Origin of the sequence: Streptosporangium sp. CA-115845 (assembly GCF_050943795.1) — a bacterium.
Taxonomy (GTDB): Bacteria; Actinomycetota; Actinomycetes; order Streptosporangiales; family Streptosporangiaceae; genus Streptosporangium.
In genome coordinates this window covers 9,759,143-9,776,829 of the sequence record NZ_CP191988.1, presented here as the reverse complement: position 1 = coordinate 9,776,829, position 17,687 = coordinate 9,759,143, and the positions used below count along the sequence as shown (strand labels likewise).

The following is a 17,687-nucleotide window of genomic DNA, read 5'->3' as shown; positions in this document are numbered from 1 at the left end:
GGAAAATCCCAGGTGGACGCAGCCGACATGGGCAAGGACCTCTCGAAGGTCCTCATCCCCGAGGAAGAGCTCCAGGCCAAGATCAAGGAGCTCGCGAGCCGGATAGACGAGGACTACGCGGGCCGGGATCTGCTGATCGTGGGCGTGCTCAAGGGCGCGGTCATGGTGATGGCGGACCTGGCGAGGGCCCTGCACGTGCCGGTCCAGATGGACTGGATGGCGGTGTCGTCCTACGGAGCGGGCACCAGGTCGTCGGGCGTCGTGCGGGTGCTCAAGGATCTCGACACCGACATCGCCGGCCGTCACGTGCTGGTCGTCGAGGACATCATCGACTCGGGCCTGACCCTGTCGTGGCTGGTGCACAACCTGAAGTCGCGCAACCCCGCCTCGGTGGAGATCTGCGCGGCGCTGCGCAAGCCGGACGCGGTCAAGGTGCCGATCGACGTCAAGTACGTCGGTTTTGACATTCCCAACGAGTTCGTCATCGGTTATGGCCTCGACTACGCCGAGCGCTACCGCAACCTCCCCTTCATCGGAACTCTCGCGCCGCACGTGTATGGAGCAGAGTGAAAAGTACGCCCTGCGCGAAGTGTGTCATTCACAAACGCGACATTGCCCATAGCGGCGGGGAACACGGACCTACCTGACGTACGTTGGTAGGGAAAGCCGGTGCTGTCCGCGCGGTGACCCCGCACGCCACGCCGGTGTACCTTCGGACAACCGAAGAGGCGGCCTCCGCCGCTTTCGGACAGTCAGTTGGAGCGGTTAGGGATACCGCGAACCCCGGGTCCGCCCGGGGTTGCCAGGCTCTGGTCAGGAAGGGACGGGCCCGCCGGGGTTCCGCATCGGATGGATCTCAAGCGATTTACACGTGGGCCACTGCTGTGGATCCTGGGCATCGTCGTTCTGCTGCTTCTCGTCACCACCATGTGGGGCGGCGACGGCAACTTCGAGAAGAGAGACACCTCTCAGATCATCAGCTGGATCGACGAGGGCAAGATCTCCAACGCGAAGATCATCGACAAGGAACAGCGCATCGAGGTCACGCTGACCGACGGCAAGCGCTACTACTCCTCGTGGGTGACCGGCCAGGGCGTTCAGCTCGCCGACCAGCTCCAGACCGCCGTCGGGGCGAAGAAGCTGGACAAGGGCTACACCGTCGACGTGCCCAAGGAGAACTTCCTCCTCAGCCTCCTGGTGAGCTTCCTGCCGATCGTCTTCATCGTGCTGATCTTCCTGTTCATCATGAACCAGATGCAGGGCGGCGGCTCCCGGGTGATGAACTTCGGCAAGTCGAAGGCCAAACTCATCACCAAGGACACTCCGAAGACCACCTTCGCCGACGTCGCGGGTGCCGACGAGGCCATCGAGGAACTCCAGGAGATCAAGGAGTTCCTGCAGGCCCCGGCCAAGTTCCAGGCGATCGGCGCCAAGATCCCCAAGGGTGTGCTGCTCTACGGCCCGCCGGGAACCGGCAAGACCCTGCTCGCCAGGGCCGTCGCCGGTGAGGCCGGGGTGCCGTTCTACTCCATCTCCGGTTCCGACTTCGTGGAGATGTTCGTCGGCGTCGGCGCCTCGCGAGTCCGTGACCTGTTCGAGCAGGCCAAGGCGAACGCCCCGGCGATCATCTTCATCGACGAGATCGACGCGGTGGGCCGTCACCGCGGCGCCGGTCTCGGTGGTGGTCACGACGAGCGCGAGCAGACGCTGAACCAGCTCCTCGTCGAGATGGACGGCTTCGACGTCAAGGGCGGCGTGATCCTGATCGCCGCGACCAACCGGCCCGACATCCTCGACCCGGCGCTGCTGCGCCCCGGCCGTTTCGACCGCCAGGTCACCGTCGACCGCCCCGACCTGGAGGGCCGCAAGGGCATCCTCAAGGTGCACGGTCGCGGCAAGCCGTTCGCCGAGGGCGTCGACCTCGACATCATCGCCCGCAGGACGCCCGGTTTCACCGGTGCCGACCTGGCCAATGTGATCAACGAGGCCGCGCTGCTCACCGCGCGGGCCGACCAGAAGTTGATCACGATGGAGCTCCTTGAGGAGTCCATCGACCGCGTGATGGCCGGTCCCGAGCGCAAGTCCCGCGTCATGTCGGACCAGGAAAAGAAGATCATCGCGTACCACGAGGGCGGTCACGCCCTGGTCGCGCACGCGCTGCCCAACTCCGACCCGGTCCACAAGATCACGATCCTGTCCCGCGGACGCGCCCTCGGCTACACGATGACGCTGCCGATGGAGGACAAGTTCCTCGCGACCCGCTCGGAGATGCTGGACCAGCTCGCGATGCTGCTCGGTGGCCGCACGGCTGAGGAGCTCGTCTTCCACGAGCCCACCACCGGTGCCTCCAACGACATCGAGAAGGCCACCTCCATCGCCCGCCGTATGGTCACCGAGTACGGCATGAGCGAGCAGCTCGGCGCCCGCAAGTTCGGCAGCGGCAACGCCGAGGTCTTCCTCGGACGTGAGATGGGTCACGAGCGCGACTACTCCGAGAAGATCGCCTCCACGATCGACGAGGAGGTCCGCCGCCTCATCGAGTCGGGCCACGACCAGGCCTGGGAGATCCTCGTCGAATACCGTGACGTGCTCGACAACCTGGTGCTGGAGCTGATGGAGAAGGAGACCCTCTCCCGCGAGCAGGTCCTGCAGATCTTCGCCCCGGTCGTCGTCAAGGAGAAGAGGCCCTCCTACTCGGGTTACGGCAAGCGGCTGCCCTCCAACCGCCCGCCGATCCTGTCCCGCAAGGAGCAGTCGGGCAACGGCTCGCTCCCCCCTGGTGAGCAGGTGACCGAGGGTAACGGCGTCCTCCCCAACGGATCGGGCCAGCCCGACTCCGTGCAGAGGGACGGGAACTGAGTGTGAGTGTCAAGCCACTTCAGGTCGACACGGCCCGGCTGGAGAGTGCGGTCCGCGAGATCCTCATCGCCATCGGTGAGGATCCCGACCGCGACGGTCTCCGGGACACCCCGGCCCGGGTCGCCCGTGCCTACGCGGAGCAGTTCGCCGGGCTGGGGCAGACCCCCGAGGACGTCCTGACCACGGTCTTCGACGTCGACCACGACGAGATGGTGCTGGTTCGCGACATCGAGGTCTACTCGACCTGCGAGCACCACCTCGTGCCGTTCCACGGTGTGGCCCACGTCGGCTACATCCCCAACGAGAAGGGGCAGGTCACCGGCCTGTCCAAGCTCGCCCGCCTGGTCGACGTCTATGCCAGGCGTCCTCAGGTGCAGGAGCGGATGACCTCACAGATCGCCGACGCGCTCATGGATGTGCTGGAGCCGCGCGGGGTCATCGTCGTGATCGAGTGTGAGCACCTCTGCATGACCATGCGGGGCGTCCGCAAGCCCGGTGCCAAGACGATCACCTCGGCGGTGCGCGGAAGCTTCCGCGACAGCGACAGGACCCGCGCCGAGGCGATGGCCCTGATCATTCGCTGATCTCCCAGAGCATCCATGGAACCCCGTCCGGACCGCCCTTCGGCGGCCCGGGCGGGGTTCCGCGTTGTCGCCTAGAGAAATCCCCCAAGCCAACCTTGATCCGGCTAATATCGCCATACCCGGCAGGACCGGGTGCTCTGTGATCTTCGGATCGCGGCGGACACGCCCCAGGGTCCCCCCGGAGGAGGACGCATGCAGGCCGGACACCCCGACCGAAGGCCGTCCGCTCCGTGACGGGTGTACGAATTCGTGGTGGCACAAGCCGGACCCGCGAGACGGACGGACGGTACGCAACGCCTAGGCTTGTCCGCATGACTACGTGGAGTGTGCCCGGGCTGCCGGACATGGGCCGGTGTCTCGTGATGGGCGTGGTCAACGTGACTCCCGACTCCTTCTCCGACGGCGGCCGATGGTTTGACCCCGCGGAGGCCGTGCGTCACGGCCTGGAGCTGGTCGAGCAGGGAGCCGACATCGTCGATGTGGGGGGCGAGTCCACCAGGCCGGGCGCCGCGAGGGTGCCGCTGGAGGAGGAGGTGGCCAGGGTCGAGCCGGTCATCAGGGAGCTGAGCCGCGCGGGGGTCGCGGTCAGCGTCGACACCATGCGGGCCGAGGTCGCCCAGGTGGCGGTGGAGGCCGGGGCGAAACTGGTCAACGACGTCAGCGGAGGGCTGGCCGACCCGGCGATGCCCAGGGTCGTGGCCGCCTCCGGCGTGCCGTACGTGGTGATGCACTGGCGGGGGCACAGCCACGCCATGCAGGAGCGGGCCGTGTACGGCGACGTGGTGACCGAGGTCTGCCAGGAGCTCACCAAGCGGGTCGAGTCCGTGCTGGCCGAGGGGGTGGCGGAGGAACAGATCGTGCTCGACCCGGGGTTGGGTTTCTCCAAGAACCCCGACCACAACTGGGCTCTGATCGCGGGCCTCGACAGGCTCGCCGAGCTGGGTTATCCGCTGCTCGTCGGGGCCTCGCGGAAACGGTTCCTGGGTCGCCTGCTGGCCGCTCCGGACGGCACGCCACGTCCTTTCAGCCGCAGTGACGACGCCACGCTCGCCGTGACCGCCCTCGTCGCCCAGGCGGGGGCCTGGTGCGTGCGCGTGCACGATGTCCGCCCGAACGCGGACGCCGTCCGTGTGGCTGCCGCAGTTCAGAGAGCGAGACCATGAGCGTCGACACCACCGCCGTCGAGACGGTCAACCAGGCCTTCTACACCGCCATCGAGGACGCCGACCTCGACAAGATGACCGAGATCTGGGCCGAGGACATCGATGGCGAGCAGGTGAGCTGCGTGCATCCCGGGTGGCCGATCGTGAACGGCCGGCAGGAGGTGCTGCGCTCATGGGCGCTCATCATGGCCAACACGCCCTACATCCAGTTCGTGCTGACCGACGTCCGGGTCATGGTCCTGGGCGACGTCGCCATCCTCACCTGTGAGGAGAACATCCTCACCGCGGGAGACGAGGGTGATTCCAGCTTCGCCGCGGGCAAGGTGGTGGCGAGCAACACCTTCGTGCGTACGTCCGCGGGGTGGCGGCTCTGGCTGCACCACGGCTCGCCCGTGCTGCAGGGTGACGACGACGAAGAGGAAGAGGAGGTGGCGTGAGCGAGCGCACCGGCGAATGGCCCGACCGGAATGGTTCCCGGGCGGCCGAGGTACGGGCCGGTGACGGGTCCCACGGCCGAGAGCCTCTGCGGATCAACGACGGTGTCGCCGACCTGATCGGCGATTCACCCCAGGACTCACCGAGGGATCCGGCAGGTGCGGTGTACGGCCTGCCGTCGGGTCGGGTGGCGGACCGGATCAGCCTGAAGGGGCTGCGGGTGCGCGGGCGGCACGGCGTGCTGGCGGCGGAGCGGGAGCTCGGCCAGGAGTTCGTCGTTGACGTCACGCTCTTCCTCGACACGGCGCCCGCGGCGGCCGGCGACGACCTCGGCAGGACGGTTCACTACGGCGAGCTCGCCGAGGATCTGGCGAGGGTCGTGGCGGGCGAGCCGGTCGACCTGATCGAGACCCTGGCTCAGCGCCTGGCCGATGTCTGCCTGGCCCGCGAGCTCGTCCGGTCGGCGGAGGTGAGCGTGCACAAGCCCGCCGCGCCGATCCCGCTGCCGTTCGACGACGTGATCGTGACGATCACCCGGAGCCGGGTATGAGGGTGGTCCTGGCGCTCGGCAGCAACCTGGGCGACCGTTTCGGCACCCTGCGGGGTGGGGTCGACGCCCTCCTCGCCGAGCCGGGGCTCACGCTCGTCGCGGTGTCGCCGGTCTACGAGACCGACCCGGTCGGCGGCCCGGAGCAGGGCGCCTACCTCAACGCGGTGGTGATCGCCGAGAGCGCGCTGGAACCCCTGGCCCTCCTCGATCGTGCTCACGATGTGGAGAACGCCTTCGGCCGGGTCCGGGTGGAGCGCTGGGGAGCGCGCACCCTGGACGTCGATCTGATCACCGTGGGAGACGTCGTCATGGACGACCCAGACCTGACCCTGCCGCATCCCAGGGCGCACGAGCGGGCGTTCGTGCTGGTCCCGTGGGTGCGGGCCGATCCGGACGCCGTCCTGTCCGGGCGGCGGGTGGCCGATCTGCTGGCCGGTCTCGACCAGGACCACGTACGGCCCCGCCCCGAGCTGGTCCTCCAGGGGCCCGGGTGAAGCCCAGCCGTCCCGGCGTCCTCGTCGGGCTCTTCATCGTGGTCACCATCCTCACCTGGGCGCTGCTCAAGCCGCTCTACGTGTCCCTGCCGACCGTGCCGTGGACGGCGATCCCGACGGTGCTCGCGCTGGCGATCGGCGAGGCCTACAGCGGGTGGATGACGAAGGCCAGGATCGAGCGCAGGCCCGACACCAAACCCGTCGATCCCCTGGCGGTGGCCCGGCTGGCGGCCCTGGCCAAGGCCTCCGCGTACGCCGGGGCGGTCTTCGCGGGACTCTTCGCCGGATTCACCCTCTACACCGCCGAACTGCTCGACCAGAGGGTGCCCCGTCAGGACTTCTTCATCACCGGCGGGTCGATGCTGGTGTGCGTGCTGCTGGTCTGCGCGGCCCTGTACCTGGAGTACTGCTGCAAGGTGCCCAAGGACTCCGCGGACGACGACCGCTGAGGGGACGCGTCAGCGCTCCCTGGCCCACTTCCGGCCGAAGAGCATGATGACCGGGAGGGTGCACACCAGTGCTCCGGCGACGGCCAGGGGGCGTTCCAGCCACCAGAGCAGGTCGGGCCGGACCCGGCTGCCCGGCCCGCTGCCCGCCAGCCACCAGGTCAGCGCCACCCAGATGGCCATGCCGGTCGTGTGGAAGAGGAAGAGCGGGAGCGCGAACCGGTTGACCGTCTCGTTCACGCGCTGCCACCTGGGGCGGTCGAGCAGGCGCTCCATGGCCGGCCTCAGCACCTCCACCAGGCCGATCTGGAAGATCAACAACGCCACGATGACGAAGGTGGGCGGCGCCATGTTGGACAGCTTGTCGCCGGGCACGCCGACCATCGAGCCCGGGTAGATACCCGAGTAGACCAGGCCGAAGAGCGCGAACAGCCCGGTCCACAGGATGGCGACGTCGAAGCGGCGGGGAAGCGCCACCACCCTCGCGTAGAAGAACCCGGCCTGGTGGGCCAGCCCCCAGACAATGATCATGTTGAGCCAGCCCACGGCCTCGTACCCGTAGCGCAGTCGCAGCACGTCGACGACGAGCGCGGCCCCGGCCAGCCAGATCAGGATCAGCACGTCGAAGCGCCGGTGCAGCCAGAGCGCGACCGGGAGCAGGGCGATCAGCATGAGGTAGACGCCGATGAACCAGAGCGGGCTGATGACGAGCAGGACCACCCGGTCCATCCACTTGATCCCGAACGCCCACGTCACGACCGCGCCCAGCACGATCCAGGTTCCGGTCAGCGCCAGCGTCGGGATCGCGAGGCCGCGGATGCGCCGCCACACGAAGGTGCCGATACCCATCCCGCGCTCGCGGGCGCGGTTCCAGGACAGTAGGTGGACGTACCCGCCCACGTAGAAGAAGAGCGGCAACACCTGCAGCAGCCAGGTCAGGATCCACAGCCCCGAGGTGAAGCCCAGCGGGCTCGTCGGCGAGGGGCCGTCCGGCCCCCACTGGAGGATCGTGAAAGCCCAGTGCCAGAGCACCACGACGAGCAGGCTGAACGCGCGCAACCAGTCGACGTATCGGTCCCGCGGTGGCCCGCCGGCGGTCGGAGAGCCGCCGGGATCGGCGGGGGACGCGGGTGTCATCGGGGGAGTCGCCTTCTCCTGGTCCCCGCCGGGTTCGATCATGGGCTCCTGACCGTGCCTCACTTGTCGATGTCGCCGACGACGAAGAACATCGAGCCCAGGATGGCGACCATGTCGGAGACCAGGTTGCCGGGGAGCATCTCGCGCAGCACCTGGACGTTGTTGAAGGAGGCGGACCGGAGCTTCATCCGCCACGGGGTCTTCTCCCCGCGCGAGACCAGGTAGTAGCCGTTGAGGCCGAGCGGGTTCTCCGTCCAGGCGTAGGTGTGGCCCTCGGGGACCTTCAGCACCTTGGGCAGGCGCTGGTTGATCGGCCCCTGGGGCAGTTCGCGGAGCCGCCGCACGCAGGCGTCCGCCAGGTCCAGGGAGACCTTCGCCTGCTCCAGCAGCACCTCGAACCTGGCATGGCAGTCTCCGGCGGAGCGGGTGACCACCTTCACCGGAAGCTCGCCGTAGGCGAGGTAGGGCTCGTCCCTGCGCAGGTCGAGGTCGACGCCGGAGGCGCGGGCGATCGGGCCGCTCACGCCGTACTGCATGACCGTCTCGCGGTCCAGCACGCCCACCCCGCGGGTACGGGCGAGGAAGATCTCGTTTCCGGCGATCAGGTTCTCGATGTCGGGCAGCCGTCGCCGCACGTCGGCCACGGCCGTCGCGACCCGGCCCAGCCACCCCTCGGGCAGTTCCTCCTTCAGGCCGCCGACCCGGTTGAACATGTAGTGCATCCGCCCGCCGGCGATCTCCTCCATCACGGCCTGGAGGGTCTCGCGCTCCCGGAACGCGTAGAACACCGGGGTGATCGCGCCGAGTTCCAGCGGGTAGGAGCCGAGGAACATCAGGTGGCTGAGCACCCGGTTGAGCTCGGCCATCAGCGTGCGTGTCCAGACCGCCCTGACCGGCACCTCCATGCCGAGCATCCGCTCCACCGCGAGGACGACGCCCAGCTCGTTGGCGAACGCCGACAGCCAGTCGTGCCGGTTGGCCAGCACGATGATCTGCCGGTAGTCACGCACCTCGAACAGCTTCTCCGCGCCTCGGTGCATGTAGCCCACGATCGGCTCGGCCGAGCTGATCCGCTCCCCGTCCAGGGTGAGCCGCAGCCGCAGCACACCGTGCGTGGACGGATGCTGCGGCCCGATGTTGAGGATCATGTCCTCGGTCGCGAGCTCCTTGCCGTGCGCTTCCCGCACGGCGGCGGCGCCCGCTCCCATCCCCACGTTCAGCTCACGGCGAGGCTCGTTCATATGTCCATGCTGTCACGTTAGCCGCGCGAGGCAAGATCCCGCAGTGCGGTGATCAGCCGGTCGACGTGCTCGGAGGTGGTGCCGATGCCGATGGAGGCGCGCACCGCGGAGGCGGTGGGGTCGTCGCAGCCGCCGTCCTTGGCGTCCAGCAGGTGCCGTACGAAGGGGTGGGCGCAGAACTTGCCGTCCCGGACGCCGATGCCGTAGTCGCCGGACAGGGCCTCGGCGACCTCGCGGGCGGTGCGGCCGTCCACCACGAAGGAGACGATGCCGACGCGCGGGTGGTCGGGCCCCCACAGGGACAGCTCCTGCACGCCGGGGACGGAGGCGAGGCCCGCGCGCAGCCGGTCGAGGAGGCGCTCCTCCTCGCGGACCAGCAGGGTCCAGCCGGTGGCGGTCAGCGCGTCGCAGGCCGCGGCCAGCGCGATGGCGCCCAGGACGTTCGGGGTTCCGGCCTCGTGGCGGGCCTCGGGGTCGTCGTGCCACTCGGTCTCGTCGTCGTTCACCGCCTTCACCGCCCCGCCGCCCCGCAGGTACGGCTCGGCGTCGGCCAGCCAGTCGGAACGGCCGATCAGCGCGCCGGTGCCGAACGGGGCGTAGAGCTTGTGGCCGGAGAAGACCACGTAGTCCAGGTCGAGCGCGGTCAGGTTGAGGCGGCGGTGCGGGACGAGCTGCGCGGCGTCGACGAGGATGCGGGCGCCGTGGCGGTGGGCGATGTGGGCCAGCGCGGCGATCGGCCAGAGCTCCCCGGTGACGTTGGAGGCGGCGGTCACGACCAGCAGCTTGGGACCTTCGACCGAGGCCAGGGCCTCGTCGGCGGCGCGGACCGCCTCGCCGGGGAAGGCGGGGGCCGGCAGCCGCAGGGCACGCTCCCAGGGCAGCAGCGAGGCGTGGTGCTCGGTGTCGAAGACCACGGCGGTGGTGCCCTCAGGCAGGCTGCGGGCCAGCAGGTTGGTCGCGTCCGTGGTGTTCCTGGTGAAGATCACCGAGTCGCCGGGACGGGCACCGACGAAGGCGCGCACCGTCTGCCTGGCCTGCTCGTAGCGGGCCGTGGTCAGCTGGGACGCGTACCCGGCGCCTCGGTGGACGCTGGAGTAGGCCGGGAGCGCGGCGGCGACGGCGGCGCTCACCGGCTCCAGACAGGGGGCGCTCGCGGCGTAGTCGAGGTTGGCGTAGCGGACGAGCCTGCCGCCCCTGACCGGAACCTCCAGGTCGGAGCCGAGCACAGCGGGAATCGGCCGATCGCCGGACGTACGGGTCGCGGGGACGGTCACCGGGGTGGCCGCGTCGGCCGCGTCGGCTGCGTCGGCGGCTGTGGTGGTGGTGAAGATCGTCAGTGCGGACACGCCAGGGCTCCTTCGAGGTCATCGGACCCCAACCCATGGCATGGATGCCTGGAGCCCGCGCTTGCCCGGCACACCTCGTGCCGGACCAGGTCCTCACCCGGGGCACCCCGCCGCGGACGCGAGGGTTGCCGGCCAGCGAGCCGGGGCTTGTCACTGGCACTCATGACCTACGGGGGAACTATAACCGACGCCTGTCCGAAATTCGCAAGCGATGTTTGGCACATTCGGGAACTCCCGGTGAATCCCGTTCGTCTGGGCAGTGGACCGCAGGAGCCGGACGGCGGGGGACGTTTGTCCTGGTAGAAGAAGAAAAGAGTCGAACGACGGGTCTCGTCGTGCCGGCGGCGATCAAGCAGGACGTCTGGAGGAATCGATGCTGGATTGGGTGAGCAACCCGGAGATATGGATAGGGTTCATTACCCTTGTCGCCCTGGAAATCGTGCTGGGTATCGACAACATCATCTTCATCTCGATTCTGGCGGGGAAGCTCCCGCCCGAGCAGCGCGACAAGGCGCGCAAGCTGGGCCTCCTCGCGGCCCTGGTCAGCCGGTTGTTGCTGCTGCTGGCGCTGTCGTGGGTGGTGAGGCTCACGGCGCCGCTCTTCGAGGTCCTGGGTCAGCCGATCTCGGGACGAGATCTCATCCTGCTCGGCGGCGGGCTCTTCCTGCTCGGTAAGAGCGTCCTTGAGATCCACGACAGCATGGAGGGCAAGTCCGAACACGGCGGCACCAAGGCGGTCGCCACCTTCGGCTCGGTGATCATTCAGATCATGCTGCTGGACATCATCTTCTCTCTCGACTCGGTCATCACCGCGGTCGGCATGGTCGACCAGCTGGGCGTCATGATCGCGGCCGTGATCGTCTCGATGCTCGTGATGCTTTTCGCCTCCGGCCCGATCAGCGGCTTCGTGGACAAGCACCCGAGCATCAAGATGCTCGCCCTGTCGTTCCTGGTGCTCATCGGCGTCCTGCTGATCGCCGAGGGCCTCGGACAGCACATCTCCAAGGGCTACATCTACTTCGCGATGGCGTTCTCGCTCATCGTGGAGCTGCTGAACATCCGCGTGCGCAGTAAGAGGGCCCGCTCCCAGGAGCCGGAGGAGCCTGCGGAGGTCTGAGATGACGGCGTTCTCGCTTGTCGCGGGGGCGGTCCCGGGGTTTGGGCGGGTCGGTCTGGTCCCGGGAATCGGCCGTGCTCTGGGGTGACGGCGTTCTCGCTTGTCGTGGGGTCGGTCCCGGGGTTTGGGCGGGTCGGTCTGGTCCCGGGAATCGGCCGTGCTCTGGGGTGACGGCGCACTCGCCCGTGGTGGAGAGGGGCGCGCCCGACCTCGGGGACCAAAGGGGCGAACCGAGGCGGCCGTGGAGCCAGTCGGCATCCGTCTTCCCAGGTCCGGGCATATCAGGGCGTACAGCGACATTACGATGTCGTTGTGCTCTTTGATCCCTGGAATCCGGAATTCGTCGCCCATCCGTACGACGTCTACGACGAGCTGAGGCGGCAGCGGCCGGTCAGCTTCTTTGAACCGACCGGCCAGTGGCTGGTCGCCCGGCACGCCGACGTCAACGCGCTGCTGCGCGACCGTCGGCTCGGCCGCTCCTACCTGCACGTGGCGACCCACGCCGAGTTCGGCAGGCCCGACGACCCCGAGTTCCAGGACCCGTTCTGGCGGGTGGTCAGGGCCGGGATGCTCGACGTCGAGCCGCCGGTGCACACCCGGCTCCGGCGCCTGGTCTCCAAGGCGTTCACCCCGCGCATGGTCGAGGCGCTCCGCCCCAAGGTCGCCGAGATCGCCGGGGGACTGGTGGACCGTTTCATCGAGCGCGGTGGTGGAGACCTGATCTCCGAGGTCGCCGAGCCGCTCCCGGTGACCGTGATCGCGGAGATGCTCGGCGTGCCCGAGGCCGACCGGCACCTGCTCCGCCCCTGGTCCGCCGACATCTGCGGGATGTACGAGCTGAACCCCTCCGTCGAGGCCCAGCACACCGCGGTACGCGCGGCCGAGGAGTTCTACGCCTACCTCGTCGAGCTGGCCCGCGCCCGCCGGGCGAACCCCGGTGACGACCTGATCAGCGCGCTCGCCCTGGTGGCCGAGGAGGGCGACAAGCTCACCGAGGAGGAGCTGGTCGGCACCTGCGTGCTGCTGCTCAACGCCGGGCACGAGGCCACCGTCAACGTCACGGGCAACGGCTGGTGGTCGCTCTTCCGCAACCCGGGCGAGCTGGAGCGGCTCCGTGCCGACCACGGCCTGCTGCCCACCGCGATCGAGGAGATGATGCGCTGGGACACCCCGCTGCAGATGTTCGAGCGCTGGGTCCTGGAGGACATCACCGTCGGCGGGGTGGACATCCCGCGCGGCACCGAGGTGGCGCTGCTGTTCGGCTCGGCCAACCGGGACCCCGAGGTCTTCGCCGACCACGACCGCTTCGACGTCGGCCGGGTGGACAACCCGCACATCTCCTTCGGCGCGGGCATCCACTTCTGCCTGGGCGCCCCCCTGGCCAGGATCGAGCTGATCGAGTCCTTCGGCGCCCTGCTCCGCAAGGCGCCGAAGCTGGAACTCACCACCGAGCCCAGCTGGGGCCCTGGCTACGTCATCCGCGGCCTCACCGCCCTCGACGTACGGGTCTGAACCGGCCCGTACGGAGCACACCGGCGTACGACGCGGGCCGGGTGACGACCCCGCCCGCGTCCGTACCGTCGACGGCAGGTTTCGCGCCGTTCCGACAGGACTTCTGGCCGATACGGCGGCATCCGGCACGGCCGGGTGCGGGGGTCGTCCACGCCCGTGTGTTCACATCCACCAGGTCGCATCGGTGATGGTGTCGAAGCCGAGGGAGTCGTAGAGCGGCTTGCCGGCCTTGGCCGCGCTCAGGACGGCGGGCAGGTCCCCCAGGTGTGCCAGGACCGCGTGCATGAGCGCCCGTCCGACTCCGTGGGAGCGGTGGTCGGGCAGGGTGGTCACCCAGTAGGTCCCGCCGACCGTACCGTCGACGACGGTCATGCAGGCCCCGGCGGGCACCCCGTCCCGCGCGGCGAGGAACAGATCGACTCCAGGGCGGTCCAGCAGGTCCTTGGCGAAGGCGTCACCCGGGCGGTAGGGCTGGAAGTTGGTCAGCGGGAATCCGTGGACCACGATGCTTTCCGCGGTCCGCAACTGTTCCACCGTCTCCACATGGATGATCTCCACGGCCGGTGGCGTGGCGACCGGACCGGGGCGGCGGACCATGATGGGGAGCCGCCGCGGGGTCAGGCCCAGAGCGCTCATGTCGACCGAGCCGAACGGATCCTCGACGACGACCCCGCCGGAAAGCCGGCGCCGGGCCAGGTCCGTCAGTTCGGCGAGATCGTCCGGACCGGGGTCCGGGGAGAGCAGCAGGATCCGCAGCCCGCCGCGCTCGCGGCCATCCGAGCCGAGGAAGCCGGGGCGGCGGATCAGCTCGGTTCCCCGGGTCCGGGCGAGAGCCGTCCAGAAGGCGGCGAAGTTCTGGACGGCCAGCTGGAGAGAGGCCATGCGTTCGGCGGGAACGGCGTGTGTCGGGGAAGTGCTCATGACATAGACCCTACGAGGCGAAAGGATCTTTGCTCGGCTTCCCCCGGCCGGTGGATCGGGCCACTTCCGAAGGAGACCGGGGCAGGGCGCGACTTTTTCAGAGGCGGGTCTGGGAGAGCCAGCCGAAGCCGCCGAGGCCGCCGTGGGCGATCAGCTCCGCCTCCTCGGAGGCCCGCGCGAGGGCATGCAGGTAGCCGCGCGGGTCGATCCTGGCCTGCTCGACCGGCGGGCGGTTCCCGGTGACGCCGAGGGCGCGCAGCGCCTCCCGCTGCGTGGTCAGCGCCGTCGTGACGGCCCCGGCGCTCTCGCCGGCGGCCGCGCAGGCGTCGAGTGCCACGTGGGCGGTGATGTCGCACGAGCCGTCGGGCACCGGCGCGACCATCGCCCCGTCGCGGTATCCGGCCAGCGTGCCGTACGGCGGCCGGTCGGTCAGGGAGTGGGCGTAGTCGATCGCGATCGCCCGGCCGCGTGCCAACCGTACGATCACCGACGCCCAGGCCCGGTCGCGTGGCCTGCCGATCTCGGCCCGCTCACCGGTGGCGCGCATCGACCACCAGCGGGCCAGCCACGCGAGATCCGCCTCGGCCGGTCTGCCACCGAGCCGCTCCTCACCGTCGGTGACGTTGACCAGGACCAGCCGGGGTCCGTCGGCGGTCTGCTCCACGATGTCGACGGGAACATTGTCCAGCCACTCGTTGGCGATCACCAGGCCGCAGATCCCGTCCGGCGCGGCCTTTACCCAGACGATCTCCTCGGGCAGCGCCGGCGGCCTGGCCGCCAGATCCACCGCGGTCACTCGGAGCCTCGACCGCAGCGCGGGCGGTGCGGCGGCGAGTACCCCGGCCGCCAGCAAGCCCTCACCGGCGCCGATGTCGACCAGGTCGAGCACCTCGGGGCCGCCGAGCACCTCGTCAACCGAGGTCAACTCGCGCAGCACGGCCTCGGCGAAGACGGGGGAGGCGCCGACCGAGGTCCGGAAGTGACTGGAGGGTCGTTCGCGGAGGTAGAAACCGCTCTCGCCGTAGAGCGCGTGCTCCATCGCGGCGCGCCAGGTGAGCCACACACTCTCAGACGCTACCCGCCGAGGCGGAGGAACGAGATCAACCCGCGCTGACGCTTCGACTGAGTGCATGACTGCATTCTGTCACCGGCTCGCATGATCGTTGTTGATGCCAGGTCGGCGCGTCGCCACCTGGATCGCCGTGTGGGCCGGGTTTTCCGGCTCTGCGCGGCCCCGTACGGGTCTGTGTCGCCCGGTTCGGGGATCTCGGCGGAGTTGACGCGCTGTCACCTGGATCGCCGGGTGAGCCGGACTCTCCGGCCCTCTGGCGGGCCCTCATGCGCTCTCGGGTGCCCGGTTCCGGGCTTCCGGGGTGGAACAGGGCCGTCGCGACGGAACCCGCGTCTTGACGCGGTTGCGGCGGCGCGGCCCGTTACGCTGGTCAATCAGGCACGAAGCCCCACATGGTCGAAGGACGTGACGTCATGGACGCAGTCGATCGCCCGGCACGGCTGGCCGTCGGAGTGGTCGGAGCGGGCAGGGTCGGTTCGGCGCTCGGCGCGGCGCTCGTCAGGGCGGGACACCGGATCGTCGCGACGAGCGGTGTCTCCGACGCCTCCAGGGAGCGTGCGGTCGAGCGCCTCGGGCTCGTCCCCGTACGGCCCGAGGACGTGGTGGCCGGAGCGGACCTCGTCTTGCTGACGGTCCCCGACGACGTGCTGCCCGAGTTGGTCTCCGGCCTGGTGGAGACGGGGGCGAGCCTGCGGGGCAAGCTGGTGGCGCACACCAGCGGCGCGTACGGCCTGGCCGTGCTCAATCCGGCGATCAGGGCCGGAGCGCTGCCGCTGGCGCTGCATCCCGTGATGACCTTCACGGGCCGTGACGACGACCTGCGCCGCCTCGCCGGCATCTCCTACGGGGTGACCGCGCCCGAAGGGCTCCGCCCGGTGGCCGAGGCCCTCGTCATCGAGATGGAGGGCGAGCCGGTCTGGATCGCCGACGAGGACAGGCCGCTCTACCACGCGGCCCTCGCGGGAGCGGCCAACCACATGGTGACGCTCATCGCGGAGTCCTCCGAACTGCTGGAGAAGATCGGCGTGGAGCAGCCGGGACGGATGCTCGGCCCGCTGCTCGGCGCGGCGCTGGAGAACGTGCTGAGGCTCGGCATCTCGGGGCTGACCGGCCCGGTGGTGCGCGGTGACGCGGGTACCGTCCGCAGGCACGTGGACGCGCTGATCCTCGCGGCCCCGGAGGCCGCGGACGCCTACGTGGCGCTCGCCAGGCTCACGGCCGACCGGGCGCTGGCGGCCGGGTTGCTCAAGCCCGAGGCCGCCGAACGCCTTCTGGACGCCCTGGGGGGCAACGTATGGACCTGAGACCTCCCGCGGCCACCGGCCTGACGGAGGAAACCGATCCGGTGACTCCCCGCTCCCCGAAGGGAGCGGCTTCTCGCCTCCCTCGGTCGAGGTGGGCGACGGCCGGGCCCTGACCGTTTCAAACGCCGGAACCGTGACAGGGAGGCGATTCACCTGCCGGGTGAACCCGGCGGTCTCCTCACTGAGCATGGTGGAGGGGGTCGGCCTGATGAGGGTGCCGGTCCGGCGAGGGGCCGGTCGACGCGGTGGGTTTCCCCGGCCGCCGGCCTGTGGAGGGGATCGGTCCGCAGGGGGAGCCGGTCGGTGCCGTTCCCTCCCTCCGTACGCTTGAGGTCGGGGGCTCCACTCTCCAGGAATTTCGATGAACGTCGCCCCTCTCCGGCCGGTCGGCCGGAGCACCCCCGGGAGGTTCCATTGATCGTGGCGGATGACCGCACAGGGCTGCTCAAGGCCCGGGAGGCCCTGGGGATCGGGGTGGGTGCCTCCGGGGGCGGGAGCGCGCTGGCGCTCGTGCCGACCATGGGCGCGCTGCACGAGGGACACCGCTCGCTCATCCGGCTGGCCCGGCGGAGGGCGGCCCACGTGGCGGTGAGCATCTTCGTGAACCCGCTCCAGTTCGGCCCAAACGAGGATTTTTCCCGCTATCCCCGTACTTTTGATGCCGACCTGGAGGTCTGCGAGGCCGAGGGGGTGGACGTGGTGTTCGCCCCGTCGGTCGAGGACATGTACCTGCCGGACAGGCAGGTCGGCGTCTCCGCGGGGGAGATGGGCTCGATCGTCGAGGGAGAGTTCCGGCCGGGGCATCTCGACGGCATGCTGACCGTGGTGCTGAAGCTGTTCAACCTGGTTCAGCCGGACGTGGCGGTGTTCGGGCAGAAGGACGCCCAGCAGCTCGCGATGATCCGCCGGATGGTCGCCGATTTGAATCTGCCGGTCTCCGTCGTCGGGGCGCCCACGGTCCGCGAGCCGGACGGACTGGCGCTGTCCAGCCGCAACCGCTACCTGTCGCCGGAGGACCGGGTGGCCGGTCTGGCCCTGTCCCGCGCTCTGAACGCGGGGGCCGGGCAGCGCACGCCGGCGGAGATCCGCCGGACCGCGCTCGCCGTTCTGGCGGCCGAGCCGTCGCTGGCCGTCGACTATCTGGTCCTGGTCGACCCCGCGACCTTCGCCGAGGTCGGCGACGACCACGCGGGCGAGGCGATCCTCGCGGTGGCCGCGCGGGTGGGGTCCACCCGGCTGATCGACAATGTCACGCTCACCCTTCGCTGAGTTCCGGAGGTTCTCCCGCGACGCGGTGGCGCCCGGTTCCTCGCGTGGGGGTTCGCCGTGCGCCCGGCAGGCGGGTGCACCTCTCATCCGCGTGTCATCCGCGTGCGGACCGGTCGTGGAGCCGGGTCCGATGGGCGAATCCCCCGCCGGTGGGTTCCCGCTCCGGCCGCCCACGGCCCAGAGGCACTGTGGTTCCGGAGGTAAGCGAAATGTCCTACCCCGGGGAACAGCCGCGCC

Annotated in this window: 17 protein-coding genes and 1 riboswitch; of the genes, 12 read left to right on the top strand and 5 right to left on the bottom strand. The window is 69.7% G+C overall.

What is annotated here, in order from left to right; genetic code table 11:
• Nucleotides 1-12 precede the first annotated feature (12 nt).
• The 8 genes from hpt (at nt 13) to ACQP0P_RS46400 (ending at nt 6,534) form a co-directional block, all read left to right on the top strand.
• Nucleotides 13-570, top strand: a complete 558-nt coding sequence (gene hpt, locus ACQP0P_RS46435; RefSeq protein ID WP_350925588.1) for a hypoxanthine phosphoribosyltransferase — start codon at nt 13-15, stop codon at nt 568-570.
• A 279-nt stretch (nt 571-849) separates the two neighbouring features.
• Nucleotides 850-2,859: an ATP-dependent zinc metalloprotease FtsH gene (gene ftsH / locus ACQP0P_RS46430; protein WP_433369230.1), complete on the top strand. Its 2,010-nt coding sequence runs from the start codon at nt 850-852 to the stop codon at nt 2,857-2,859.
• Nucleotides 2,860-2,861: 2 nt separating this feature from the next.
• Nucleotides 2,862-3,443, top strand: a complete 582-nt coding sequence (gene folE, locus ACQP0P_RS46425) for a GTP cyclohydrolase I FolE (protein ID WP_433369227.1) — start codon at nt 2,862-2,864, stop codon at nt 3,441-3,443.
• A gap of 311 nt (nt 3,444-3,754) precedes the next feature.
• Entirely contained in the window at nt 3,755-4,606 is an 852-nt protein-coding gene (folP, locus tag ACQP0P_RS46420) for a dihydropteroate synthase (protein ID WP_433369224.1), read from the top strand.
• Nucleotides 4,603-5,043, top strand: a complete 441-nt coding sequence (locus ACQP0P_RS46415; RefSeq protein ID WP_030905684.1) for a nuclear transport factor 2 family protein — start codon at nt 4,603-4,605, stop codon at nt 5,041-5,043. The genes folP and ACQP0P_RS46415 overlap by 4 nt, the downstream gene beginning before the upstream one ends.
• A 185-nt stretch (nt 5,044-5,228) precedes the next feature.
• Entirely contained in the window at nt 5,229-5,591 is a 363-nt protein-coding gene (gene folB / locus ACQP0P_RS46410) for a dihydroneopterin aldolase (protein ID WP_433382445.1), read from the top strand.
• Complete coding sequence (gene folK / locus ACQP0P_RS46405; RefSeq protein ID WP_433369221.1) at nt 5,588-6,085, top strand: 2-amino-4-hydroxy-6-hydroxymethyldihydropteridine diphosphokinase; 498 nt, start codon at nt 5,588-5,590, stop codon at nt 6,083-6,085. Before folB ends, folK begins: the two co-directional genes overlap by 4 nt.
• A complete protein-coding gene (locus ACQP0P_RS46400; protein ID WP_433369219.1) occupies nt 6,082-6,534 on the top strand; it encodes a DUF3180 domain-containing protein in 453 nt (150 codons plus the stop codon). Before folK ends, ACQP0P_RS46400 begins: the two co-directional genes overlap by 4 nt.
• Before the next feature lie 9 nt (nt 6,535-6,543).
• Here the strand turns inward: ACQP0P_RS46400 and ACQP0P_RS46395 are convergent, their stop codons facing one another.
• The 3 genes from ACQP0P_RS46395 to ACQP0P_RS46385 are packed head-to-tail and all read right to left on the bottom strand — an operon-like array spanning nt 6,544 to nt 10,255.
• Entirely contained in the window at nt 6,544-7,710 is a 1,167-nt protein-coding gene (locus ACQP0P_RS46395; protein ID WP_433369218.1) for an acyltransferase family protein, read from the bottom strand.
• 17 nt (nt 7,711-7,727) lie between these two features.
• A complete protein-coding gene (locus ACQP0P_RS46390; RefSeq protein ID WP_433369215.1) occupies nt 7,728-8,909 on the bottom strand; it encodes an NADH-quinone oxidoreductase subunit D in 1,182 nt (393 codons plus the stop codon).
• Between the two features lie 17 nt (nt 8,910-8,926).
• Nucleotides 8,927-10,255: an aminotransferase class V-fold PLP-dependent enzyme gene (locus ACQP0P_RS46385; RefSeq protein ID WP_433369212.1), complete on the bottom strand. Its 1,329-nt coding sequence runs from the start codon at nt 10,253-10,255 to the stop codon at nt 8,927-8,929.
• 52 nt (nt 10,256-10,307) lie between these two features.
• Nucleotides 10,308-10,423, bottom strand: a riboswitch (SAM riboswitch).
• Between the two features lie 205 nt (nt 10,424-10,628).
• Here ACQP0P_RS46385 and ACQP0P_RS46380 point away from each other — a divergent pair.
• A complete protein-coding gene (locus tag ACQP0P_RS46380; protein WP_433369210.1) occupies nt 10,629-11,372 on the top strand; it encodes a TerC family protein in 744 nt (247 codons plus the stop codon).
• A gap of 312 nt (nt 11,373-11,684) precedes the next feature.
• The gene (locus ACQP0P_RS46375; protein ID WP_433369207.1) at nt 11,685-12,884 is read left to right on the top strand and encodes a cytochrome P450; all 1,200 of its coding nucleotides are present in this window, start codon (nt 11,685-11,687) and stop codon (nt 12,882-12,884) included.
• A gap of 162 nt (nt 12,885-13,046) precedes the next feature.
• Here the strand turns inward: ACQP0P_RS46375 and ACQP0P_RS46370 are convergent, their stop codons facing one another.
• Together ACQP0P_RS46370 and ACQP0P_RS46365 are read right to left on the bottom strand one after the other, a co-directional pair.
• The gene (locus ACQP0P_RS46370) at nt 13,047-13,805 is read right to left on the bottom strand and encodes a GNAT family N-acetyltransferase (RefSeq protein ID WP_433369204.1); all 759 of its coding nucleotides are present in this window, start codon (nt 13,803-13,805) and stop codon (nt 13,047-13,049) included.
• A gap of 97 nt (nt 13,806-13,902) precedes the next feature.
• The gene (locus tag ACQP0P_RS46365; protein WP_433369201.1) at nt 13,903-14,868 is read right to left on the bottom strand and encodes an SAM-dependent methyltransferase; all 966 of its coding nucleotides are present in this window, start codon (nt 14,866-14,868) and stop codon (nt 13,903-13,905) included.
• 422 nt (nt 14,869-15,290) lie between these two features.
• On the opposite strand from ACQP0P_RS46365, the gene ACQP0P_RS46360 reads away from it, so the two are divergent.
• Together ACQP0P_RS46360 and panC are read left to right on the top strand one after the other, a co-directional pair.
• A complete protein-coding gene (locus tag ACQP0P_RS46360) occupies nt 15,291-16,181 on the top strand; it encodes a Rossmann-like and DUF2520 domain-containing protein (RefSeq protein WP_433369198.1) in 891 nt (296 codons plus the stop codon).
• 441 nt (nt 16,182-16,622) lie between these two features.
• Nucleotides 16,623-17,450 (top strand): pantoate--beta-alanine ligase, encoded by an 828-nt coding sequence (panC, locus tag ACQP0P_RS46355; RefSeq protein WP_433382442.1) that lies wholly within the window; start codon nt 16,623-16,625, stop codon nt 17,448-17,450.
• Nucleotides 17,451-17,687: the final 237 nt, after the last annotated feature.